This is a genomic window from Streptomyces tateyamensis, assembly GCF_003205575.1.
GTDB classification, from domain to species: Bacteria; Actinomycetota; Actinomycetes; order Streptomycetales; family Streptomycetaceae; genus Kitasatospora; species Kitasatospora tateyamensis.
On record NZ_PYBW01000004.1, the window covers coordinates 1 to 23,402 of the forward strand.

A 23,402-nucleotide genomic window follows, 5' to 3' on the forward strand; every position below is an offset into this window, starting at 1 on the left:
CCTGCTGGCCGCCGGCCCGCTCTGCACCACCGCGCCGAGCGCCGGTGCCGCCGCCACCGCCACCAGTGCGGCAACGGTGAGCGTCAACGCCGGCCAGTCACTGGCCACCGTTCCCGCCACCGCGATCGGCACCAACGGCTCGGTCTACGACAGCAAGCTGACCGATGCCGCGGTGCCCGGCCTGCTCAAGCAGGCCGGTGTCGGCCTGGTGCGCTTCCCGGGCGGCAGTTCGTCCGACAGCTACAACTGGAAGACCAACAGCGACCTCACCTACGGCACCCAGGCGGTCGACTTCGACCACTACGCCACGATGCTCCAGCAGTCCGGCGCCCAGGGCATGGTGACGGTCAACTACGGCAGCGGCGACACCATCGGCGCCGCCGAGACCCCCGCCGAGACCGGTGCCCAGCTGGCCGCCGACTGGGTGCGGTACGCCAACGTCACCCACAACTACCGGATCAAGTACTGGGAGATCGGCAACGAGATCTACGGCAACGGCACGTACAGCGCCAACTGGGAGACCGACAAGCACTGCGCGAGCGGCAGCAACCCGAGCAACTGCGGCCCGGCGGTGTACGCGCAGAACGTCAAGGCGTACATCGCGGCGATGAAGGCCGTCGACCCGACCATCCAGATCGGCGTGGTGCTCACCGCGCCGGGCAACTGGCCGGACGGGGTCACCTCGGCGGGCAGCCCGCAGCCGTGGAACCAGACAGTGATGACGGCGCTGGCCGGACAGATCGGCTTCGCCGACGTCCACTGGTACCCGCAGAACCCGAGCAGCGTCACCCCGCCCGGGCCGACCGACGCGGGCCTGCTCGCCGCCTCCGCCCAGATCCCCGCCATGGTCAGCACCCTGCACACGCAACTGGGCCAGTACGCGGGCAGCAGCACGGTGCCGATCATGGTGACCGAGACCAACTCGGTCTCCTCCAACCCCGGCAAGCAGACCGTCGGCCTGGTCAACGCCCTCTTCCTGCCGCAGGACTACCTCGGCTGGCTCGCCAACGGCGTGGCCAGCGTGGATTGGTGGCAGATCCACAACGGCATCGTGACCAGCGGTGACAACGGCTCCGGGCTCTACGGCTCGGCCGCCTACGGCGACTACGGCATGCTGGCCGACGGCAGCTGTGCCACCGACGGTTCCCAGCTCTGCGAGCCGGCCGCCGACACGCCGTTCCCCGCCTACAACGGCATGGCCCTGCTCGGCCAGTTCGTCCACCCGGGGGAGACCCTGGTCGCGGCGAGCTCCAACCAGTCGTTGCTGCAGGCCTACTCGGTGAAGGCCGCCGACGGGTCGTTGCGGGTACTGCTGGTCAACAACGATCCCACCAACAGCTACCAGGTCGGCCTCGGCTACACCGGGTTCACCCCGGCCACGGGGACGCCGACCGTCACCACGATGGCCGGCCCCACGGCCGCGCTGACCACCGCCGGCGCGGGTACGGCGAGCTCGCAGACCGTCGCCCCGTACAGCGCGGTGCTCGTCACGCTGCACCCGGGCGGCACGGTGACCCCGCCGCCCACCCCCGGTACGCCCACCGCCTCGGGTGTCACCGGCAGTTCGGTAACCCTGGGCTGGGCGGCCTCGACCGGCGCCGCCGGCTACGACGTGGTGCGCCTGGCCGGCAGCGCCGAGACCGTGGTGGCCGCGCCGACCTCCGCGAGCGCGACGGTGACCGGACTCCAGCCGAACACCGCCTACACCTTCGCCGTCTACGCCAGGGACGCGGCGGGCAACCGGTCCGCCCGCTCCGGCAGTGTCACGGTCACCACGGCCGCGGCCAGCGGCGGCGGTAGCTGCAAGGTCGGCTACTCGGTCAACGACTGGGGCAGCGGCTTCACCGCCACCCTGCTCCTCACCAACACGGGCAGCACACCGGTGAACGGCTGGACACTCTCCTTCGGCTGGCCGGGCAACCAGCAGCTGACCAACGGCTGGAACGCCGGCTGGACCCAGTCCGGCAGCACCGTGACGGGCACCAGCCTGTCGTACAACGGAGCCCTGGCCCCCGGAGCGAGCACCAGCATCGGGTTCAACGCGGCGTACTCGGGCAGCAACCAGGCCCCGAGCGGCTTCACGCTGAACGGCGCCGTCTGCAGCTGACGGCGGGACAGGTGCGCACCGGCACCGGCTGACTCACAGCGGGGTCAGCACGTGCTGGTGCGCGCCGTCCAGCACGAGGCCGTTGTCCCAGCGGACCCGGACGGTCAGCAGGCTCCCGCGCGCCTGGTGCGCCGTCCACTGCGGCTCCAGTTCGGCGAGTTGGGCCGCCAAGCGGTCCCGGCTCGCCTGCGGCATGGTGTGCCCGTAGTCGTCGAACAGTGCCTTGAGCCGCAGGTACTCGCGGACCTCGGCCGCCTCCGGCAGCTCGCCGTCCACCCGCTCGACGGTGCCCTCGATCCCGGCCCCCAGCGACAGCAGCCCGACCACGGTCCCGGGCTCCCCGGGCCCTCCCGCCTCCCCGGCGACCGCCTCGCCGATCGCCAGGTCCGCCGCCAGCCGGACGCGCCGGCCCTCCTCCAGGGTCATCCGCCCGCCGCCTTCCCGTCAGTCGTTGTCGGCGGTGCCATTATCCGTCGCGAGCGGTTCCCCTACGATCAGGTGCCATGCCCCTGGACAAGGACGACGTGGCGCGGTTCGAGGCGTTCCGGCCCCGGCTGGAGGCGATCGCCTACCGCCTGCTCGGCTCCGCGAGCGAGGCCGAGGACGCCGCGCAGGAGACCTTCCTGCGCTGGCAGGCCGCCGAGACCGAGCTCATCGAGGTCCCGGAGGCCTGGCTGACCAAGGTCGTCACCAACCTCTGCCGCAACCAGCTCGCCTCGGCCCGGGCCCGGCGCGAGACGTACGTCGGCGCCTGGCTGCCCGAACCACTGCTGGCGGGGGACCCGATGCTCGGCCCGATGGACACCGTCGAGCAGCGCGAGTCGGTCTCCTTCGCGGTGCTGGTGCTGCTGGAGCGGCTGAGCCCCAACGAGCGTGCGGTGTACGTGCTGCGCGAGGCGTTCGACTACTCGCACCGGGAGATCGCCGCCATCCTCGACCTCACCGAGAGCGCCAGCCAGCAGCTCTTCCGCCGGGCCAGGAAGCACGTGGCGGACGGCAGGGTCCGCACCGGGATCGAGGCCGCCACCGCCCAGCGGGTCGTCGAGGAGTTCCTGGCGGCCGCCACCAGCGGCCGGACCGAACCGCTGGTCCGGCTGCTCACCGAGGACGTGGTCGCGGTCGGCGACGGGGGCGGCAAGGTCCCGGCCCGGACCAGGGTGGTCGGCGGTGCGCTCGGCGTGGCCAAGTTCCTGCGCGGCCTGTTCGCGCCCGGCAAGGCCAAGCGGGCACTGGTCGGCGGCGTGGCCGAGATCCACATCGGGACCGCCAACGGGGGCCCCGCGGTGGTGGCCGTGGTGGCGGGCCGGGTGGTCGGGGTGATGGCCCTGGAACTCACCGCCGAGGGCATCGCCGCCCTCCGCAGCCAGGCCAACCCGGACAAGCTGGCCCGCGCCACCGAGCGGTGGGCGGCGGCGGAGCACGGCGAACCGCGGGCGGTGCTGGGGTGATCGGCGGACCCGTGGAAGTGTGACCTGCTTCACATCCGCTTCCTGTCATGAAACGCGCGGCTGTCCGGTCATCCGGGTGAAGCCAGAACGGACAGACAGGAGCAGGGACATGCAGCACCGCATCGTGGTCCTCGGAGCCGGGTACGCCGGAGCGATCGCCGCCGGGCGGCTCGCCAGGCGGGTGCACCGCGCGGAGGTCGCCGTCACGCTGGTCAACGCCGAGCCGGACTTCGTCGAGCGGGTCCGGCTGCACCAGCTGGCGGTGGGTCAGGAGCTGAAGCCGCGTCCGTTCCGCGAGATGTTCGCGGGCACCGGCGTCGAGCTGAAGGTGGCCCAGGTCCTGGGCGTCGACGTGGCCGCCCGGACGGTGCGCGTCGCGGGCGCCGGCGGCACCGAGGAGCTGGGGTACGACACCCTGGTCTGCGCCCTCGGCAGCGGCTGGAACGGACAGGACGTGCCGGGTGTCGCCGAGCACGCCCACGAGGTGGCCGGCCGCGCCGGGGCGCTGCGGCTGCGCGAGCGGCTGGCGGCGCTGGCGGCCGGGGAGAGCGTGCTGGTCGTCGGCGGCGGGCTGACCGGGGTGGAGGCGGTGACCGAGATCGCCGAGGCCCGCCCCGACCTGGCCGTCGCCCTCGCCGTGCGCGGCGGCCTCGGTGACTGGCTGGGCCGCAAGGGGCGGGCGCACCTGCGCGCGGTCTGCGACCGGCTCGGCATCACCGTGCACGAGAACACCGACGTCACCGCCGTCGCGGCGGACCATGCCGACACCGCCGACGGCCGGACCCTGCCGACGGCGGTCACCGTGTGGACCGCCGGCTTCGCGGTCCACCCGATCGCCCGGGCCACCGCCCTGGACGTCTCCGACAGCGGCCAGATCGTGGTCGACGCCACCATGCGCTCGGTCTCCCACCCGGACGTCTACGCGATCGGCGACGCGGCCCTGGCGGCCGGCCCCGGCGGCAAGCCGCTGCGGATGTCCTGCGCTTCCGGCGTGCCCACCGCCTGGCAGGCGGCCGACGCCATCGCGGCCCGCCTGACGGGGCGCAAGGTGCCGACCGTGTCGATCCGCTACTTCAACCAGTGCATCTCGCTGGGCCGCCGGGACGGGCTGATCCAGTACGTCAGCGCCGACGACCGCGCCGGCCGGGCGGCCCTGACCGGTCGGCTCGCGGCCCGCTACAAGGAACTGGTCTGCAAGGGCGCGGGCTGGGGCGTGGCCAACCCGACCCTGGGCATGCCGGCGCGCCGCCATCGGGTGGTGGCGGCACCCCGACCGGCCGCGCCCGTCGGAGCCCGCTGACCGGTGCCGCCCCGCAGCGCGGACACGCTGCGGGGCGGCCCTGATCAGCTGCGCAGGCTCCACTTCTGGTTGCCCGCGCCCGAGCAGGCCCAGAGCTGGACCTTCGTCCCGTTCGCCGTGCCCGTGCCGGTGGCGTCCAGGCACAGGCCCGACTGCACTCCGGTGACCGTGCCGTCGGCGTTGACGTTCCACTGCTGGTTGGCCTGCCCGTTGCAGTCCCAGATCACCGCCGCGGTGCCGTTGGCGGTTCCCTGGCCCGAGGCGTCCAGGCACTTGTTGCCGTAGACCACCAGCTGCTTGGCCGCGGTGTAGGTCCACCGCTGGTTGGACCCGCCGTTGCAGTCCCACAGCTGGGCCTGGGTGCCGTTGGTCGTGGCGGAGGCGTTGATGTCCACGCAACGGCCCGAGGCCTGGCCCACGAGCTCCTGGCTGCCACCGGGCGGCGGCGGGGTGGTGGAGCCGAACTGGGTGAAGAACTTCCACACCTCGCCCGACGTCCAGGTGTGCCAGCCGTCGCAGGTGCACCCGTCGATCGGACCGGGGTCGTGGCCGGCTCCGTCGAACGCCGCCCAGACGACCGGGTACCCGGGCTTGCACCCGGAGTAGGCGGTGACGACGTGGGTCAGGCTGCCGTTCGCCGGCTCGGGCGGGTTCTGCGGGGTACAGCCGTTGTTCCGGACGAACTGGTCGCGCAGTGCCCGTCCCGAGGCGATGGGCAGCACGTTGTCCCGCAGACCGTGCAGCCCCATGTAGGCGATCGGTTGGGTACCGCCGCTGCAGCCGCTGAGGTTGGCTCCGGAGTAGACCGCGACCGCGCGGAAGACCGTCGGCCGGGCGCAGGCGAGCGCGTAGGTCATCGAGCCGCCGTAGCTGAAGCCGGCGGAGAAGAGCTGGGCCGGGTCGATGCACAGGCCGCCCTCCAGCTGCCTGGTCATGTCGTCGACGAAGGTGACGTCCTGTCCGTTGCTGTTGGCCCAGCCGTTGTTGAGGCCCTGGGGGGCGACGAAGACGGTGCCGTTGTTGTCGTTGTCCGCCAGTCGGCGCAGACCGTAGTAGGACCAGTTGTACCCGTCGGTGCCGCCCGAGTCGACGTCGTTGGCGGTGCCGCCCACCCAGTGGAATCCGAAGACCAGCCGGTAGGGGCGGTTCTGGTCGTAGTTGGCGGGAACCCGCAGGATGTAGCTGCGGTTCTGGCCGCTGCTGGTGATCGTGTGGGTGCCGCTCGAAAGCGATGCTGCGGTGCCGCAACCCGCGGTACCCGCGGTACCCGCCGTGGTCCGGACCGGCGCGGCGCTCGCGGTGGATCCGATACCGGGCACTGTGCTCAGCACGGCCACGACGAGGGCCATCGCGGCCACCAGGGAGGCGAACAGGGCGCTGCGTTTCACGGGCTCGTCCTTCGCGGTGGGGGGAAGGGGGCTCACGCCGGCATCCACTCGTAGGTGGCGATGCCGTGGCTGGGCAGGGTGTCGCTGAAGTGCTGTCCGCCCCAGTTGGTGCTGAACGTCTGGGCCGAGGCAGAGGTGTTGTCGACGATCAGCACGAGGGAACCGTCGGGGTTGCGGAACGCGACGTCGTCGAGGTTCGCGCTGGTGCTGGAGGCGATCCGCTTGGCACCGGGCAGCACGAACTTGCTGAAGTGCCCGACCGAGTAGTAGCCGGCGTCATAGGTCACGCTGCCGGTGTTCTGGTCCACGGTGACCAGCGGGGTGCAGGCGTTGCAGCCGCCCGGGATCACCGGGCCGTTGTTCCGGTCCTCGGCGATGTTCCACATGGTGGCGGTGCGCGCCCAGTTGCGAGTGCTCTGGATGAAGGTCTCGATCGCGTTCTGCGGGTCGATGCCGTCCGAGCACTCGGTCTCGTAGTTGTCCTTGGCCGGGAAGGCCGCCTGCATGGTCCCGATCGCGTCCAGGCCGCCCGCGTAGCAGTGCCAGGCCGTGCCGGCCAGGTACTTGGAGGCGCCGGCGTCCTGCATCAGCGGCTCGGCGTAGCTGTTGAGGACGTTGGTGTTGAAGTCGGTGCCGAGCACGGCAGGGGACAGCTTCGCCTGGGCCAGCGCGGGTCCGAGGTTGTTGGCGATGAAGGCCGCCTCGGCCTGCTCGCTGAGTTCCATGCCCGGATAGGCGGAGGCGTAGCCGGGCTCGTTCTGCGGGGTGATCGCGTAGAACGGGACGCCCTGGGCCGCGTAGCCCTGCAGGAACTTCACGAAGTACTGCGCCAGCGGGCCGTAGCTGGAGGGGAGCAGCGTGCCGGCGTTGTTGGTGTTGTTCATCTGGCCGTTGGCCTTCATCCAGCCCGGCGGACTCCACGGGTTGGCCATGAGCTTCAGGCCCGGGTTGAGCGCGAGGGCCTCCTTCAGGTCCGGCACGATGTAGCCGAGGTCGTGGCCGATCGAGAAGTTCGCGAGCGTCGGGTCGGGCCGGGTCCACCGCTGGTTGGTCTGCCCGCTGCAACCCCACAGCTGGGCCGGTGAGCCGTTGCCGGTGGCCGCCCCGGTGACGTCGAGGCAGAGCCCGGACTGCACGCCGGTGATCGTGCCGTTGACGTTGAGCTTCCACTGCTGGTTCGGCTGGCCGTTGCACGTCCAGAGGATCACCTTGGTGCCGTTGGCCGCGCCCTGGCCCTCGGCGTCCAGGCACTTGCCGGCGACCTGCAGCTGGGCCGCGGCCGTGTAGCTGAACTGCTGGTTGGCGTTGCCGCTCGCGCAGTCCCAGATGTAGACCTGGGTGCCGTTGGCCGGGTTGCCGGTGTCGTCCAGGCAGCGTCCCGAACCCACGCCCACCGTGGTGCCGGTGGAGACCGAGAGGCCGTCGTCGTAGGAGTACGGCTGTGCCGTGGCGGAGAAGTCCGAGGAGCCCATCGGAACCCGGACCCAGCTCATGCCGATGCCCTGCGTCGGGCTGAACAGTGCGTTCATCAGGGCGGTGTGCGCACTGCTGCTCAACTTGTCCGACAGCAGCCAGGCCGAGGTGTCCGTCATCGCGGCACCGAAGCCGACGATGCTCTGGTACGACTGCGTGCTGTCGACGCTGATGGTCCCCGAGCCGGAGGCGGCCGAGAAGCCGAGGTTGGCCTGCTGCGTCAGGTGTTGGCTCAGGTCCGAGGTGGTCAGCCACTTCTGGACCACCTCGCCGGCGGCCGCGGCCGGCGGCGCGGGCAGCATCGCCAGGGTGAGTCCGAGCGTGCCGACCAGCGCGCCGGCGGAGCCGGCGCGGCGAATTCGTCGTGACATCGTTGTCAGGCCTCTCAGTTGGTGACGGGCTGGGAGCGAGGGCTGCGGGCTGCGCGCCGTCGGGCTTCGCGCTAGCCGAGGGTCCACTGCTGGTTGCTGCCGCCGTTGCACGACCAGAGCTCGACCGGGGCGCCGTTGGCGGTGGAGGCCGCGGTCACGTCCAGGCACAGGCCGGACTGGACGCCCGTGACGGTGCCGTTGGGGTTGACGTTCCACTGCTGGTTGGCCTGGCCGTTGCACGACCAGACGATGGCCTTGGTGCCGTTGGCGGTCCCCCGGTCGCCGGCGTCCAGGCACAGGGTGCTGCCGCCGACCGTGACCGTCAGCTCGTTCGCCGAGGTGTGCGTCCAGCTCTGGTTGGACCCGCCGGAGCAGCTGTAGATCTGCTGCTGGGTGCCCGGGGTGGTGGTCGAGTTCGGGTCGTCCAGGCACTTGCCCGCGCCCACCGCGTGCAGCGCACCCGTGGTGCCGGTGACGGGGCCGCTGCCGTCCAGCCCCATGAAGTGGACGGCATAGGCGGCCATCGGGGTTCCCTTGACCGGGAGTTGGTGTCCGGCACCGACGATGCTGTACGTCTCGACCTGGGTGCTGCCGGAGCTGTTGTTGTAGCGGGCCCGGTTCCAGTTGACGACCGGGGTGTCAGTGGACGACGGCGTCTGGCTCACGCCGAGCACGTTGGTCCACTGCTTGGCCTCCTCGCCGAGGTTGTTGTAGTTCAGGGTGGTGTCGGCGGTGCCGTGCCAGACCTGCACGCGGGGGCGCGGCCCGGTGTAGCCGGGATCGGCGTCATTGCGCACCAGGTCGCCCCACTGCTGCGCGGTCAGCGACACCTGGCCGCCGGCGCACGGCCCGTTCCAGCCGCGCACGGTGCCCGTGTAGAAGCAGTGGTAGGGCACGCCCATGAAGGCCGCGCCCGCTTTGAACACGTCCGGGTAGTCGGCGAGCATGACGTTGGTCATCATGCCGCCCGAGGACTCGCCGGTGACGTACACCGCAGCGGGGTTCGCGCCGTAGTGCTGCTCGGTGTAGGTGATCATGGACATCAGCCCGACCGGGTCACTGCCGCCGTTGCGGGTCAGCGCCTGGCTGGACGAGACGTCCCAACAGCTTCCGCCGGGGTTCGTCGACGGGTAGACGACGATGAACCCGTACTGGTCGGCGAGCGCGGCGAAGTCGGTGCTGGAGTACAGGTAGGGGCCGGAGCCCTGGCAGCCGTGCAGCGCCAGCAGGATCGACGGCTTGGCCTTGACGCTGTTCGGAACGTACACGTACATCTGCAGGGCGGTCGGGTTGGTGCCGAAGTTCGTGATCTGGGTCAACGAGGCGGCGGCGGCCGGCGGCGCGGCCGGCAGGCTCAGGCCGAGCGCGGCGCCGACGGCCAGCAGCACGGCGAGCAAGCGGGACTTCAGGTACCAAGAACGCAGCATGGAATCCCATCCTCTGCGAAAGGTCGACAGGGGTTGGCGCGGTGCGCGGGTCCGGGCGATCAGGTGGTCCGGCGGAGCGGGGGGAGAAATGTTAGCGATAACAAATATCCTCGCGCTCCGGGCGCGGCCATGATCGCGGTCCGGGGGGTGGGGGGAACCCTGACGGTGCCTCAGTGTTGATGGCCTGTCAAGGAGTCCGGGCGATTCCCGTGACTCCTGGCGAACTCTCCGTGCGGTACGGCGTGATCGGCGTGTTCGCCCGGGCGAAAGTTTCACCTCCCGCCGGGACCGCTCACGGTGCGGAGGCGCGGACGGTCAGGCGGGTGGGGAGGATCAGCGGGCTCGGGTCCTGGCCTTCGATCGCCGCCAGCAGGACGCGGGCCAGTTCGTGGCCGAGCGCGCGCACCGGCTGGTGCACGGTCGTCAGCGGCGGGTCCGCGTACCGGGCCTCGCCCAGGTCGTCGAAGCCGATCACGGCGACGTCCTCGGGGACCCGCCGGCCGTGTCGGCGCAGCGCGCGCAACGCGCCCAGCGCCATGCCGTCGTTGGCCGCGAACACGGCGTCGAGGTCCGGACGCTCCGTCAGCAGCCGGGCCATGGCGGCCTCGCCCCCGGCCTGGGTGAACCCGCCCGGCGCCAGCGCGGCGGGGGACAGGCCGGCCAGGGTCAGCGCCTCGCGGAAGCCCTGTTCGCGGGCGACGGCTGCTTGCAGGTCCGGCTGACCGGTGATCATCGCGATGGTCCGGCGGCCGCCGCGCACCAGGTGCTCGACGGCCGAGCGGGCGCCGCCCCGGTTGTCCGGGTCGACGTACCAGCGGGGCGTGCCGGTCAGCGGAAGGCCGCCGAAGACGACGGGCAGTTCGGTCTGTTCGGCCAGCCGGACCAGCGGGTCGTCCCCGTGCACCGCCATCAGCACGACGCCGTCGGCCCGACGGGAGCCCAGCAGCCGGCGCAGGCGCTCCTTGCCGCGGGCCGTGTCGGCCAGCAGCAGGACCAGTTCCAGCTCGGTCTGCTCCAGGAACGAGCTGATCCCCACCGTCACCTCGGCGAAGAACGGGTCGGCGAACAGTCCGGGCTGGTCGCTGGAGAGTGCGAGCACGACCGAGCCCACCCGGCGGCCGGCCAGGGCCCGGGCGGTCGGGTTCGGCACGTAGCCGAGCTCGCGCACCGCCTGCTCCACCGCGGCGCGCTTGGCCTCGCTGACGTACGGCAGGTTGTTGATCACCCGGGACGCCGCTGTGCGCGAGACGCCGGCCCGGGCGGCGACCTCGTCCAGGGTGGGCTGACGGGGTGGCGAGGTCTGCATCGCGGGGCGGTCCCTCCTGCCGCCGAAGGGCAGCCGAATCCGAGCGGTCGGGGTGGACGCTGTGGGAGCGCTTCCACAGTGTAGGACAGGCCCACGGGTACTTGTCGAGAAGGGCGGGAGGCCGGGATCACTGGACGGATGCGCAGGAAGCCCGCGCTGCCGGACTCCTTGACAGCACCTCATGAGCGGCTCAATCATCTGGCTTCTGGAAGCGCTCCCACACTTCCACCCACCCGACCTCCCCCCACCCCCAGCGGAGGAAACGCCATGCGCCGTTCGCGCCGCAGGCTGTCACTGCTCGTGGCAGCATCGCTGACCGCACTCCTGTCCGCGGTCAACCCCGGAACCGCCTACGCGGCCGACCCCACCACCATGACCCACGGTTTCTACCTCGACCCCGGCTCCAGCGCGCAGCAGTGGCTCAACGCCAACCCGGGCGACGGCCGGGCCGCCGCGATCCGGGCCTCGATCGCCAACGTGCCCGCGGCCCGCTGGTTCGGCAACTGGAGCGGCACCATCGGGACCGCGACCGGTGCCTTCGTCGGTGCCGCGGCCGCCGGCGGCAAGCTGCCGGTGCTGGTGGCGTACAACATCCCCAACCGGGACATCTGCGCGGGCCAGTCCGGCGGCGGCGCGGGCTCCGACGCCGCCTACGACAGCTGGATCGCCGCCTTCGCCAGCGGCATCGGCAGCCGGCCCGCGGTGGTGGTCCTGGAACCCGACTCGCTCGGGGACGAGAGCTGCATGACGGCGGCTCAGATCTCCGAGCGCAACACCCTGCTGCGCAACGCCATCGCCCAGTTCAACGCCAAGGCCCCCAACACCTGGGTCTACCTGGACGCCGGCAACCCCGGCTGGCTGAGCGCCTCGACCATGGCCCAGCACCTGGCCGACGCCGGGGTCGGCGGCGCCCGCGGGTTCGCCCTCAACGTGTCCAACTTCTACGGCACTTCGCAGAACACCTCGTACGCCGGCGCGGTCAACGCGGCCCTGCAGTCGTCGAAGGGGTTCAGCAAGCCGTTCGTCATCGACACCAGCCGCAACGGCAACGGATCGAACGGCCAGTGGTGCAACCCCGCCGGGCGCAGGATCGGCACCCCCACCCAACTGGGCGGCGGCGCCGAGATGCTGCTGTGGGTCAAGGCGCCCGGCGAGTCCGACGGCAACTGCGGCACCGGCGCGGGGTCCAGCGCCGGACAGTTCCTGCCCCAGGTCGCCTACAACCTGGTCTTCGGCTACTGAGAAGTCACTGACAATGAGGAGACTCACGTGAGTCCGCGCATCCCCCGCTCGTTGGCGCCCCTGGGCATCGCGGCCCTGCTGGCGGCAGTCGCCGTCCCGGCCCCGGCCCAGGCCGAGGCGGGCAGCGGCCACACGCTGCCGGCCGGTGCCCGTTTCTACGTGGACCCGCACAGCGACGCGGCGAAGCAGGCCGTCAGCGACCTGCTGCACCACGACTTCACCGGTGCCACCGCCATGGCCCAGCTCGCCAGCTGGCCCGAGGCCCAGTGGTTCACCGACGGCACCCCGGACCAGGTGGCTGACCGGACCCGCTCGCTGGTCCGCAGCGCGGCCCGCACCGGTACCGTTCCGGTGCTGGTCGCCTACGACATCCCGCTGCGGGACTGCTCGCAGTACTCCAGTGGCGGCGCGCAGTCCGACGCGGACTACCAGGCCTGGATCGCCGCTCTGGCGCACGGCATCGGCCGCAGCCGGGCGCTGGTCGTCCTCGAACCCGACGCCCTGGCCAACCTGCCCGCCGACTGCTCCCCGACCACCGACCCCACCGGCGCGCTGACGGCCGGTCGGCTCGCCGACCTGCGGTACGCCGTCGACGTGCTGGAGCAGCAGCCCAACACGACCGTGTACCTGGACGCGGGCAACAGCCACTGGCAGAGCGTGGGCACCGCGGCACAGCGCCTGCTGCAGGCGGGGGTCGAGAAGGCCCAGGGGTTCTCGCTGAACGTGTCCAACTTCTTCGCCACCGACCGGTCCGACCGCTACGGCACCTGGGTGTCCAACTGCCTGTGGTACGCCACCAAGGGGCCGGCGGCGGCGCACGGTCACACCGACTGGTGCGCCAGTCAGTACTACTCGCCGGCCGCTCCCAACGACGGCCTGCCCGGGGACGCCGTGAACGCCGACGACCCCAGCACCTGGCACTGGACCGACCAGTGGTTCCAGCAGAACGTCGGCACCGCACCGGCGGACGAGCTCACCCACTTCGTGGTCGACACCAGCCGCGACGGGCAGGGCGGCTGGACCGCGCCGGCCGGCAAGTACACCGGCGATCCGCAGACCTGGTGCAACCCGCCGGGCCGCGGCATCGGTGACCGCCCCACGGCCGACACCGGCACCCCCCTGGCCGACGCCTACCTGTGGATCAAGACCGTGGGCCAGTCGGACGGGCAGTGCAACCGGAACATCCCCGGCGGGACGGTCGACCCCGAGTACGGCATCGTCGACCCGCCGGCCGGCACCTGGTGGCCGGACCAGGCACTGACCCTGGTGCGCAACGCCAACCCGGCGCTGACGTTCAACTGGAACCACTAGGCCTGCCCCGGGAGGCAGCGGAGCGGGCCGCCGAGAAGGCGGTCCGCTCAGCGCCGCGCGGCCGGTCGCACCGCAACCGCGGTGCGACCGGCCGCCCGGCCCGCCGGTGCGGTCAGCCGAGGGTCCACTTCTGGTTGCTCGCGCCGCTGCAGGTCCACAGCTGCACCAACGCCCCGTCAGCGGTGGAGGCACCCGACACGTCCAGGCACAACCCCGACTGGACACCGGTCACCGAACCGTCCCCGTTCAGCCGCCACTGCTGGTTGGACTGACCGTTGCACGGCCACACCACCGCCTTGGTCCCCGCCGTCGTCCCCTTCCCGTACGCGTCCAGACACAACGTCGTCCCCGCGTCCGTCACCGTCAGCGCACCGTCAGCCGTGTGCGTCCACACCTGGTTCGCCCCGTTCCAGCACCCGTAGATCTGCACCTGGGTACCCGCCGTCGTCGACGCGTTCGGCACATCCAGACACTTGCCCGCACCCACCGCACGCAACGCACCCGTGGTGGCCCCGGTGCTGCTGGTGCCGTAGCCGGCGGCGGTGACGTTGGCCTGGACGCCGTTCTCGGTGGCGTCGCTCGGGTAGCCGGAGGTCATGACGCCCTCGTAGAAGGTCCCGGTGGCGCCGTTGCTGTTGTCGCCGCCGATGCCGAGGATGATCGCGCCCTCCTTGCGCATCGGGTTGTAGCCGGGCACGTTCGGCCGCGGCCCGCTGTAGTCGGTGGCCAGGCCGCCGGACTGGGCGTTGCCGGAGCGGATGGCCCACTGGTTGGGCTCGCCCTTGACGATGGCGGTCACGAACCGGTCGTTGATGCTCGGGTCGTTGGCGTTGAAGCCGGCGTTCACCCCGGAGAACAGGCCGTTCTCCTGGTCGGCCATCACCCAGGGGCCGTTGCCGCTGCCGTAGCCCCAGACCTTGATGTTGCCGAAGTAGATGGCCTCCATGGTGCCGTTGCCGTCGTCGTTGTTGGTCGTCTCGGCGTTGCCGTAGTCGAAGCAGCAGCCGCCGTTGTAGTGGCTGCCGTCGAGGATGGCGTACATGCCCTCGGGCTGGTCACCGGTGGCGATGCCGTTGGTGTGGTCGTTGCGGTATCCGGTGCCCGGGGGGATGTAGACGCCGTAGGCCTTGTGGCCGCCGACCGAGATCGGGGCCGCGGTGGCGTTGGCGAGGTTGTCCGGGTTGCGTGCCGCTCCGCCGCCGGGGCCCTGGGTGAGGTGGTTGCCCTTGCCGGACTGGTCGTAGATGACGGTGATGACGCAGCTGGTGTTGGCGCAGAAGGCGTCCTGGGCGGAGGCGTCGGCGTAGCCGCCGGTGCTCAGTAGGCCGATGTCCTTGGTCGCCCCGTCGGAGGCGCGCTTGACCTGGTACAGCGCGCCGGAGTAGCCGGCGTACAGCGCACGGGTGGTGCTGTGCGCGGCGACGCACGGGGTGCCGCCGGCCTGGTAGATGTCACACGGGCCCTGTGCGGCGGCCTGCGCCGCGCCGGTCGAGGCGCCCGTCGTGACGAGGGCGCCGAGCACGATGACCGCGGCGGCGCCCGCGCGGGTGAGGGCCTGCGTTCGAAGCGGCAGCCGGAGGCGGTGCCACGGGCGGAACTTGCTCATCTGGATACTCCCTGGGATAGCGCAACCGGGTGGTTTGTTAGCGCTAACACCTCACGCAGTCCGCGACTGCCGGGTCGCGGGAGGGGGTGGGTGCTCTGGGAGGAGACGGTGCAGGTCGGCCGGACGGCCTGTCAAGTGGTCCGACAGAAAACCCTGTTGACGAACCGATGGCCGCGGCGGCCCGATTGTGGCGCCCAACTGCGGGTTTGCGGTGGACCTCCTGAAGGTTTCCGAAACATCTTCGAAACTTTCTACTGCATCTTGACGGTCCCCGGCGACGCCGAGTTACCTGGGCGGGTCGGGAGCATCCCCCGCCGAGCGCTGTTGCCGGACGGCGCCGCCTGCGCTCCCGCTCCCCGAACCGACGGCCGCCGTGCGCCGTCACCGCTCTCGCGCCACACCCGCGGAGCATCGCGGGTGCGTACCTCCCCCCCACAAGCACAGGAGGTTGACCATGCCCCTCGGAAGGATCCGCACCGCGTTGCACCGCGCTCGAACCGTGGTGGCCGCCACGACGCTGGCCCTCGCGGTCGGCACGCTGGCCGCGGCACCGCCCGGCGTGGCCGCCGGCAGCACCCTGAAGGCGGCGGCCGAGTCGGACAGCCGGTACTTCGGCACCGCCCTGACCGGCGGCGACCTCGGTGTCGGCAACGAAATGTCGGTCGCCAAGGCGCAGTTCGACATGCTGACCCCGGCCAACGAGATGAAGTGGGACACCGTCGAACCGTCCAACGGCTCGTACAATTTCGGGCCGGGCGACCAGCTCGTGCAGTTCGCCCAGGCGAACGGGATGCGGGTCCGCGGGCACAACCTGGTCTGGCAGAACCAGCTCCCCGGCTGGGTCTCGGGTCTCCCGCAGAGCCAGGTGCGCTCCGCCATGGAGTCGCACATCACCACCGAGGCCACCCACTACCGCGGCAAGGTCTACGCCTGGGACGTGGTCAACGAGCCGCTGAACGGCGACGGTTCGCTCGTGCCGGACGTCTTCTACCAGGCGATGGGGTCCGGCTACCTCGCCGACGCGCTGCGCACCGCGCACGCCGCCGACCCGGGCGCGAAGCTCTACCTCAACGACTACGGCATCGAGGGCGAGAACGCGAAGAGCAACGCCCTCTACAGCATCGCCCAGTCGCTGCTGGCCCAGGGCGTCCCACTGGGCGGCATCGGCTTCGAGAGCCACTTCATCGTCGGTCAGATACCGGCGGACATGCAGGCCAACCTGCAGCGGTTCGCCAACCTGGGCCTGGACGTGGCCGTCACCGAGTTGGACGACCGCACCCAGACGCCCGCGAGCAGCAGTGCCCTCCAGCAGCAGGCCGCCGACTACGCCACGGTGGTCCGGGACTGCCTGGCGGTCTCCCGCTGCGTGGGCGTCAGCCAGTGGGGCGTGGACGACGCGCACTCCTGGATCCCCGGCACCTTCCCCGGCTACGGGGCCGCCACCATGTGGGACGGCAACGACCAGCCCAAGCCGGCCTACACCTCGGCGCTGGCGGCCCTGGGCGGCTCGGGCTCCGGCGGCGGAGGCGGCGGTACGAGCGGTGCGTTGCGTGCGGTGGGTGCGGGCAAGTGTCTGGATGTGCCGAACGCGTCGACGACGGCGGGTACCCAGGTGCAGATCTACGGGTGCTGGAACGGGGCGAACCAGGTGTGGACGCACACGGCTGACGGTGCGCTGACGGTGACGGACGCGGGGACGACGTTGTGTCTGGACGCGTACGGGAAGGGGACGACGGCGGGGACCAAGGCGGTGGTGTGGCCGTGCAACGGTCAGTCCAACCAGCAGTGGCGGCTGAACGGGGACGGTTCGGTGACCGGTGTCCAGTCGGGGTTGTGCCTGGACGTGTCGGGTGCCTCCACCGCTGACGGGGCGTTGGTGCAGCTGTGGACCTGCAGCGGCGCGAGCAACCAGAAGTGGACCCTCGGCTGACCGCACCTCGAACTGCGGGGGCCCGGTCCCGGACCGGGCCCCCGCGCCCGTGCCCGCCGCCGCCCGCGCGAAGAAGTCCGCGGTGCGCGGCAACCATTCCCGGCCCGGCGGCAACTGGTGGGCGAACTGCCGACTGGAACGACCGGATGGATGGGCATGAAGGCAACCAAGCACGCCGCGAAGCAGCCGTGGCGCAGGCGCGGGCTGATCGCGGGCATACCCCTGGCGCTGCTGGTCATCGGGGTACTGGTGTGCCTGACCCTGAGCCCGAGCCGCGGGGCCGAGGCCGGGCGGGTGGTCGACGCCCCCGCCGGTGCCGCCGCGACCGGCCTGGCGCCGGTGACCGGATCCCCGGCGGTCACGAGCCCGAGTGCGGCCGGTCAACCCTCGGCCACTGGCTCGGCCACAGCACCGGCGAGCTCCGCCCCGCCGTCGGGCTCGGCCGCGCCGTCGCCCTCGGGCAAGTCCGGTGCGACGCCCTCGGCGACCGCCGGCGCCACGCATCCGGCGGCCGCGGTGGCGCCCTCGGCCGGCCGGATCAGGCCCGGGGTCAGCTACCAGGGCGTCGCGACGGCCTACGACGCGTCCGACGGCAACGGTGCCTGCTCGTTCGGCCCGACCGGCGGGGACATGATGGTCGCGGCGATGAACTTCACCGACTACGAGGTCTCCCGGGCCTGCGGGGCCTACGTGCAGATCCACGCGGGCAACGGTGCCTCGCTCACGGTGCGGATCGTCAATGTCTGCCCGCTGCCCTGCGCGGTCGGCCAACTCGACCTCAGCCAGCAGGCGTTCGCCAAGCTCGCCGATCTCGCGGTGGGCCGGCTCCCGATCACCTGGAGCCTGCTGAGCCCCGACTCGGTGGGCCCGCTCTCGGTCCGCTACAAGCCCGGGTCGAGCAAGTGGTGGTGCGGGATCCAGGCGGTCGGCCACCGGAACCCGGTCGCGGCGATCGAGGTGCAGGCAGGCGGCGGCTGGCGGCAGTTGCCGCGGACCGACTACAACTTCTTCCTCTCCGCCGATGGCACGGGCTGCGGCGGCCCGGTGCGGATCACCGACATCTACGGGGAGCAGCTGACCGTCGACCACCTCGGCATCCAACCCGGTGTCGTGCAGCCGACCGGCGTCCAGTTCGCCCGGCATTGAGCGGCCCGCCCACCTGCGGCTACCGCCCCGTGACCCGGGGCGGCCGCCGTCAGACTCCGCCGTCGGAGCTTGTTATGCTGCGCCCTCTTGTTAACGCGCACACTGCAGGGAGAGGACGACCGGGGGAGATGCTCCTCGATGACACGTCCGCGGAGTTCCACGAATTCTTCGAACGCCACTACGCCGACCTCGCCAGGTTCGCGAACCTCTTGACCGGTGAGGCGGACGCGGCCGACGACCTCGCCGCCGATGCGTTGGTCGCCCTGTGGCAGCGGTGGGACCGCGTGCGCGGAGCCGATCACCCGCTCGCCTACGCCCGGGGCGTGGTGGCCAACATGGCGCGCGAGCGGATCCGCAGCGCGGTGCGCGAGCGGCGTCGGATCGCCCTCTTCTGGTCCCGGGGCCCGGGACCGGTGGAGTCCCCGGACACGGCCGCGGTGCTGGACGTCCGGTCGGCCCTCGCCCGGCTGCCGTTCCGCAAGCGGGCCTGCGTGGTGCTGCGGCACGCCTTCGACCTGTCGGAGAAGGAGACCGCCGCGGCGCTGGGGATATCCGTCGGCACGGTGAAGAGCCAGACCTCGAAGGGCATGGCCGAGCTGGAAGGGATACTTGGCGCACGAGCGGTCGAAAACTTGGTGACAGGGAGGAGGGACCGGTGAACGAGGAGATCGCCCGTCGGCTGCGGGAGGCCGCCGAGGCCCATCAGCCGGACCGCGCGCGGATGCTCGCCCGGGTCCAGCGCGGCATGGCCGGACCCGCCGTCCGGCACCGGGTGAGGCCGCTGAAGCGGTCGGGGCCGCGGTTCGCGCTGGGCGCCGTGGTCACCGCCGGCCTGTTGGCGACCGGCGGCCTGGCCGTCGCCGGAATCGTCCACACGCTGCCCACCTCGGGCCCGGTCACGGCGCCCGCCACGCCGTCACCGAGCCCGTCGGCGGCCCCGGTGACGCCCTCGCCCGCCGGCACCACCGCCGGCGCGGTTCCGGTGGCACCGCCGAGCAGCGCCCGCCCGAGCGCGTCGGCAACTGCGCAGGCCCAGAACGGGCCGCTGTGGTCGGCGGGTTCGGTGAGCCCGCACAGCACCGTGTACTGGGCGGAGAGTGATCTGGTCCTCAGGACCGGTGCGCCGCTCACCGCACTGACGGTCGAGCTGCGCATCGCCCAGACCGGCAACGTGCAGAGCACCGGCGACTGGCAGACCCTGTCGGGCAACGACTTCACCGTCACCGTCCAGGACTCCGGCGGTTCGCTGGTCTACCGGTGGGTGCTCAAGCCGGGCCGCACCGTGCCGGCCGGGCAGCACGAGTTCGCCGCCCAGTACAACCACGCCACCGGCACCCGCAGTGCCGCGGGCGACGGCTACCGGGTGGACGCACAGGGGCCGGGCGGTCCGGCCGCGGTCGGGGGCGGGTTCGTTCCGGGCCGGTGAGCAGCAGCTGCGGAAGGGGGCACCCGCCGGGTGCCCCCTTCCGGCGTGCCGCCGTTGCCGGCCCACTGCATCACCTGGCTGCCGGCCGTCGCGGTGTTGCCGTTGTCGAGGGCCTTGCCGCTGCGGGCGCAGACCAGCTGGTACACGCCGTCGGCGACCACCGCCGGCATCCCGGCGACCTCGACGACGACCACCGAGTCGTTGGCATCGGGGGCGTCGGCGGGTACCGAGACGTTGATGGTCCCGCCGCTCACCGAGTAGGGGAGCGAGGCCGTCGGGTTGCTCAGCAGGTAGACCCGGTTGATCGGGTTGGCGACCAGCGGGATCTGCAGGGTGCCGTTGCCCGGCCAGCTGAACACGTGCGCGTAGAGCTTGCCGGACTTCCTGGTGAACTTCCCCCAGGACGGCTCGGCGGTGAACGGGCTGCCGGTGGTGCCGTAGATGCTGTCGCTGTTGACGGCCATCCAACTCCCCAGGCCCTGGAGGATGCTGACGGCTGCGCACCGGCGCACCGGGAGCCCTCCTGACCGCGGACCGGCGGGAGATCAGTGGGCGCGCAGCACCGCGCAGCCGCCGGGCGTCAGTTCGCCCGCCCGAGCACCCGTCAGCAGGTCGTGGGCGGGCTCCGGCAGCGGCACGGCCCGGGCGCCGTGGTTGATCAGCAGGTGCCAGCGGCGCCCGTCCGGGGCGTGCCGGGTGACGGCCTCGACGCCGGCCGGCAGGCCGGGCAGCTCCGGGCCCACCCCGCCGGCCGCGAGCAGCCGGGCGAGGAGGGCGGCGTAGTCGGTGTCGGCCAGGCGGGTGGAGAGGTACCAGGCCTGTCCGGCGCCGAACTGGTGGCGGGTCAGCGCGGGGCAGGCGGTGAGCATGCCGGTGGTGTACGCGGCAAGCGTCTCGGCGCCCTCGGTGCGCAGCGACTCGCTCCAGGCGGTGGCCAGCGAGCCGTCGGAGAGCACGAGCCGTTCGCCCTCGCGCAGCGGGCGGTACTCCTCCACCCGGATGCCCAGCGCCTCCCGCAGCGGCTCGGCCGGGTAGCCGCCGAGCCGCGAGTGCATCCGCTCGTCGACCGCTCCCGAAGCGTGCTGGACCAGCAGGGTGCCGCCGCCCCGGACGTAGCGGCGCAGGTTGGCCGCACCGGCGTCCGAGAGCAGCAGCAGGGCCGGGGCGACGACCAGGCCGTAGCGGCCCAGGTCCTGCTCGGGATGGGCGAAGTCGGCCGTGACCCCCGCGTCCCACAGCACCCGGTGGGCGCGGCGCAGGGTGTCGTGGTAGTCGAGTTCGCTCGACGGCAGGCCGTCGACGTCGGTGGCCCACCAGGCGTCGGAGTCGTGCAGCACGGCGGCCCGGGCCCGGACGGTGGAGCCCGCGAGCTCGGCCAGGCGCGCCGTTGCCGCGCCGAGGGCCGTCACCTCGCGGAAGGTCCGGCTGTCCGGTCCGGCGTGCGGGACCATCGCCGAGTGCCACTGCTCGGCCCCGGCCCGGGACTGGCGCCACTGGAAGAACAGCGCGCCCTCGGAGCCGCGGGCGATGTGGCCCAGGGAGTGGCGCAGGATGTCGCCGGGCTCCTTGGCGAGCACCCGGCCCTTCGCGTAGACGGTGTTGGTGCCCTGCTCCATCAGCAGCCAGGGCGCTCCGCCGGCGAGGGAGCGGGCCCGGTCGGCGGCGAAGGCGGTGTCGGCGGCGGCGTCCAGCCCCGGTGCGGTGGGGTAGTGGTTGACGGTCACCAGGTCGACCTCGCGCCCGAAGGCCCACAGGTCGAGGTTCTGGTAGCCGGGCAGCATCAGGTTGGTGGTCACCGGCCGGTCGCTGTGCGCGCGGATCGCGTCGCGCTGCTCGCGGTAGGCGGTGAGGGTCTCATCGGACCAGAAGCGGCGGAAGTCCACCGCCTGGCCCGGGTTCCGGTGCCACTGGGTGGCGCGCGGCGGCAGCACCTGCTCCCAGGCGGTGTAGTGCTGGCTCCAGAAGGCGGTGCCCCAGGCCTCGTTGAGGGCGTCGAGGGTGCCGTGGCGGCGGCGCAGCCAGACCCGGAAGGCGGCCGCGGCGTGGTCGCAGTAGCACAGGGTCACGTACTCGTTGTGCACGTGCCACAGGGCCAGCGCCGGGTGGTCGCCGTAGCGCTCGGCCAGGGCGCCGGCGATGCGGCGGGCCGCCCGGCGGTAGGCGGGTGCCGCCAGGCAGTAGGTGTCGCGGCTGCCGTGGACGAGCCGGGTGCCCCCGGGGGTGACCGGCAGGGCGTCGGGGTGGGCCAGGGTGAACCACGGGGGCGGGGCGGCGGTCGGGGTGGCCAGGTCGACGGCGACGCCGGCCGCGTGCAGCCGGTCCAGGTGGCCGTCCAGCCAGGCGAAGTCGTACCGGCCCTCCTCCGGTTCGAGCAGGGCCCAGGAGAAGACGCCGACCGTGGCCAGGTTGACCCGGGCCAGGCGCATCAGTTCCTCGTCCTGCTTCCAGACCTCCGGGCCCCACTGCTCCGGGTTGTAGTCCCCGCCGAAGGCGAGACCGCCCAGTCGCTCGGTCAGCCGGCGTGACGTCATGTCGAAGGCTCCTCCGTGGTGGTGACCCGGCGCGGTGCGGGTGCGGTGCTCTCCCGGACGACCAGGTCCGGTGCGAGCAGGAGCAGGGCGTCGTCCGGGGCGGCGCCGCCGGCCGCGGCGGCGTCGATCCTGGCCAGCACCTGCTCGACGGCCACCTGGCCGAGCTCCTTGCGCGGCCCGGTCACCGCGGTGAGCCGGGGCGCGTACTGCTCGGCCAGCTGGTCGGGGCAGATGGCGACCACCGAGGCGTCCTCCGGCACGGTGCGGCCGGTGGTGCGCAGCAGGCTGAGCAGCGGGCCGACGGCTCCCTCGTTCTGCACCACGAAGCCGGTGGTGCCGGGCCGGTCGGCGAGGATCCGGGCCAGGGTGCCGGCGGTGCTCTCGTAGGTGCCCTCGCACGGCCGGTGGAGGACGCGCAGACCGCGCTGCTCGGCGCGGCGGCGGAACCCGTTCAGGGTGCGTTCGGCGTAGCCGGCGTGGCGCTGGTAGACCCGGGGCGGGTAGCCGACGAAGGCGAGGTCGCGGTGGCCGAGGTCGGCCAGGTGGTCGACGCACAGCGCCCCGGCGGCGGCGAAGTCGTGGTCCACGCAGGCCAGTCCTGACGGGTCGTCGGGGATGCCGATCAGTGCGGCCGGGGTGCCCTGGGCGCGCAGCGCCGGGAGCCGGTCGTCGTCCAGCCTGACGTCCATCAGGATCACGCCGTCCGCGAGCCCGCTGGCGGCCACCCGCCGCACGCCCTCCGGGCCCTCGTCGTTGGTGATGAGCAGGACGTCGTACCCGTACTGGCGGGCCGTCACGGTGACCGAGATGGCGATCTCCATCATGGTCGGCACGTAGACCTCGGTGTGCAGCGGGACCACCAGGGCGATGATGTGCGAACGCTTGCCGGCCAGGGCGCGGGCACCGGCGTTGGGGTGGTAGCCGAGGTCGGTGATGGCCTTTTCGATGCGCTGCCGGGTGGGTGTCGAGATCGAGCGCTTGCCGCTGAGCACGTAGCTCACCGTGCTCGACGAGACGCCCGCGTGCCTGGCCACATCGGCGAGTGTCACCATCAGTCCTGTTTCCTTCGTCCGGGTGCTGGGGAGCGGTTCCTGCCGCGCCAGGTTCATCAGGTCGTCGGCGGAGGCTCGGTACCGGTGACAGGGGGTCCTTCCCCGGCGAAGTGTCGAAGCGCTTGGCCGCTGTCGCGAGAGTAACGACGCGTCACCGATTCGGCAAGGGCCTGAATATATCCAAATTTCCTCCGTACAAGGGGCGTTGACAGCCCGTCGGGTCCGGGTGAGCGTCGACGCGCTTCGATGTGCGAAGCGCCGCACTCGGCCTGCCGAGCCGCCCGCCCGGCACCGCCGGGGCCGGCCTCCCGGCCGCGGGCGCCCCCGAACGCACCTCA

General features: G+C 72.2%; 18 protein-coding genes. 9 read left to right on the plus strand and 9 right to left on the minus strand.

Annotated features, from left to right (window positions below; all coding sequences use genetic code 11):
- Positions 1-2,107: cellulose binding domain-containing protein (locus C7C46_RS00290; RefSeq protein WP_110664476.1), on the plus strand; the 2,107-nt coding region annotated here is incomplete at its 5' end.
- A 33-nt stretch (positions 2,108-2,140) separates the two neighbouring features.
- Here the strand turns inward: C7C46_RS00290 and C7C46_RS00295 are convergent.
- Entirely contained in the window at positions 2,141-2,533 is a 393-nt protein-coding gene (locus C7C46_RS00295) for a hypothetical protein (protein ID WP_110664477.1), read from the minus strand.
- Positions 2,534-2,610: 77 nt separating this feature from the next.
- Here C7C46_RS00295 and sigJ point away from each other — a divergent pair, with 77 nt between their 5' ends.
- Positions 2,611-3,555, plus strand: a complete 945-nt coding sequence (gene sigJ, locus C7C46_RS00300) for an RNA polymerase sigma factor SigJ (protein WP_110664478.1) — start codon at positions 2,611-2,613, stop codon at positions 3,553-3,555.
- A gap of 109 nt (positions 3,556-3,664) precedes the next feature.
- On the plus strand, positions 3,665-4,855 hold the full coding sequence (locus tag C7C46_RS00305; protein WP_110664479.1) for an NAD(P)/FAD-dependent oxidoreductase: 1,191 nt from the start codon (positions 3,665-3,667) through the stop codon (positions 4,853-4,855).
- 44 nt (positions 4,856-4,899) lie between these two features.
- Here the strand turns inward: C7C46_RS00305 and C7C46_RS00310 are convergent, their stop codons facing one another.
- The 4 genes from C7C46_RS00310 to C7C46_RS00325 form a co-directional block, all read right to left on the minus strand.
- Positions 4,900-6,204, minus strand: coding sequence for a ricin-type beta-trefoil lectin domain protein (locus tag C7C46_RS00310; protein ID WP_110664542.1), 1,305 nt, complete (start codon positions 6,202-6,204; stop codon positions 4,900-4,902).
- A 71-nt stretch (positions 6,205-6,275) separates the two neighbouring features.
- On the minus strand, positions 6,276-8,087 hold the full coding sequence (locus C7C46_RS00315) for a ricin-type beta-trefoil lectin domain protein (protein WP_110664480.1): 1,812 nt from the start codon (positions 8,085-8,087) through the stop codon (positions 6,276-6,278).
- A gap of 71 nt (positions 8,088-8,158) precedes the next feature.
- On the minus strand, positions 8,159-9,514 hold the full coding sequence (locus tag C7C46_RS00320) for an extracellular catalytic domain type 1 short-chain-length polyhydroxyalkanoate depolymerase (protein WP_110664481.1): 1,356 nt from the start codon (positions 9,512-9,514) through the stop codon (positions 8,159-8,161).
- 292 nt (positions 9,515-9,806) lie between these two features.
- Positions 9,807-10,820 carry a LacI family DNA-binding transcriptional regulator gene (locus tag C7C46_RS00325; RefSeq protein WP_110664482.1) on the minus strand — a complete coding sequence of 338 codons (1,014 nt, stop codon included), beginning with the start codon at positions 10,818-10,820 and terminating at the stop codon, positions 9,807-9,809.
- Between the two features lie 267 nt (positions 10,821-11,087).
- On the opposite strand from C7C46_RS00325, the gene C7C46_RS00330 reads away from it, so the two are divergent.
- Together C7C46_RS00330 and C7C46_RS00335 are read left to right on the plus strand one after the other, a co-directional pair.
- Positions 11,088-12,062: a glycoside hydrolase family 6 protein gene (locus C7C46_RS00330; RefSeq protein ID WP_110664483.1), complete on the plus strand. Its 975-nt coding sequence runs from the start codon at positions 11,088-11,090 to the stop codon at positions 12,060-12,062.
- A 27-nt stretch (positions 12,063-12,089) separates the two neighbouring features.
- Complete coding sequence (locus C7C46_RS00335; protein WP_110664484.1) at positions 12,090-13,373, plus strand: glycoside hydrolase family 6 protein; 1,284 nt, start codon at positions 12,090-12,092, stop codon at positions 13,371-13,373.
- Positions 13,374-13,485: 112 nt separating this feature from the next.
- Here the strand turns inward: C7C46_RS00335 and C7C46_RS00340 are convergent, their stop codons facing one another.
- Positions 13,486-14,979, minus strand: a complete 1,494-nt coding sequence (locus tag C7C46_RS00340) for an arabinofuranosidase catalytic domain-containing protein (RefSeq protein ID WP_110664485.1) — start codon at positions 14,977-14,979, stop codon at positions 13,486-13,488.
- Between the two features lie 454 nt (positions 14,980-15,433).
- On the opposite strand from C7C46_RS00340, the gene C7C46_RS00345 reads away from it, so the two are divergent.
- The 4 genes from C7C46_RS00345 to C7C46_RS00360 all read left to right on the plus strand — a co-directional run bounded on the left by C7C46_RS00345 (position 15,434) and on the right by C7C46_RS00360 (position 19,481).
- Complete coding sequence (locus tag C7C46_RS00345) at positions 15,434-16,909, plus strand: endo-1,4-beta-xylanase (RefSeq protein ID WP_110664486.1); 1,476 nt, start codon at positions 15,434-15,436, stop codon at positions 16,907-16,909.
- A 156-nt stretch (positions 16,910-17,065) separates the two neighbouring features.
- The gene (locus tag C7C46_RS00350) at positions 17,066-18,055 is read left to right on the plus strand and encodes an expansin EXLX1 family cellulose-binding protein (protein WP_110664487.1); all 990 of its coding nucleotides are present in this window, start codon (positions 17,066-17,068) and stop codon (positions 18,053-18,055) included.
- Positions 18,056-18,183: 128 nt separating this feature from the next.
- Positions 18,184-18,714 carry a SigE family RNA polymerase sigma factor gene (locus C7C46_RS00355; protein ID WP_110664488.1) on the plus strand — a complete coding sequence of 177 codons (531 nt, stop codon included), beginning with the start codon at positions 18,184-18,186 and terminating at the stop codon, positions 18,712-18,714.
- Positions 18,711-19,481: a hypothetical protein gene (locus C7C46_RS00360; protein WP_110664489.1), complete on the plus strand. Its 771-nt coding sequence runs from the start codon at positions 18,711-18,713 to the stop codon at positions 19,479-19,481. The genes C7C46_RS00355 and C7C46_RS00360 overlap by 4 nt, the downstream gene beginning before the upstream one ends.
- Here C7C46_RS00360 and C7C46_RS00365 read toward each other — a convergent pair.
- From C7C46_RS00365 to C7C46_RS00375, 3 genes are all read right to left on the minus strand, one after another.
- Positions 19,412-19,945, minus strand: coding sequence for an RICIN domain-containing protein (locus C7C46_RS00365; protein WP_110664490.1), 534 nt, complete (start codon positions 19,943-19,945; stop codon positions 19,412-19,414). The two genes, C7C46_RS00360 and C7C46_RS00365, sit on opposite strands and share 70 nt — an antisense overlap.
- Positions 19,946-20,026: 81 nt before the next feature.
- Positions 20,027-22,012, minus strand: coding sequence for a beta-galactosidase (locus tag C7C46_RS00370; protein ID WP_110664491.1), 1,986 nt, complete (start codon positions 22,010-22,012; stop codon positions 20,027-20,029).
- Complete coding sequence (locus C7C46_RS00375; protein ID WP_110664492.1) at positions 22,009-23,064, minus strand: LacI family DNA-binding transcriptional regulator; 1,056 nt, start codon at positions 23,062-23,064, stop codon at positions 22,009-22,011. The genes C7C46_RS00370 and C7C46_RS00375 overlap by 4 nt, the downstream gene beginning before the upstream one ends.
- Between the last annotated feature and the right edge of the window lie 338 nt (positions 23,065-23,402).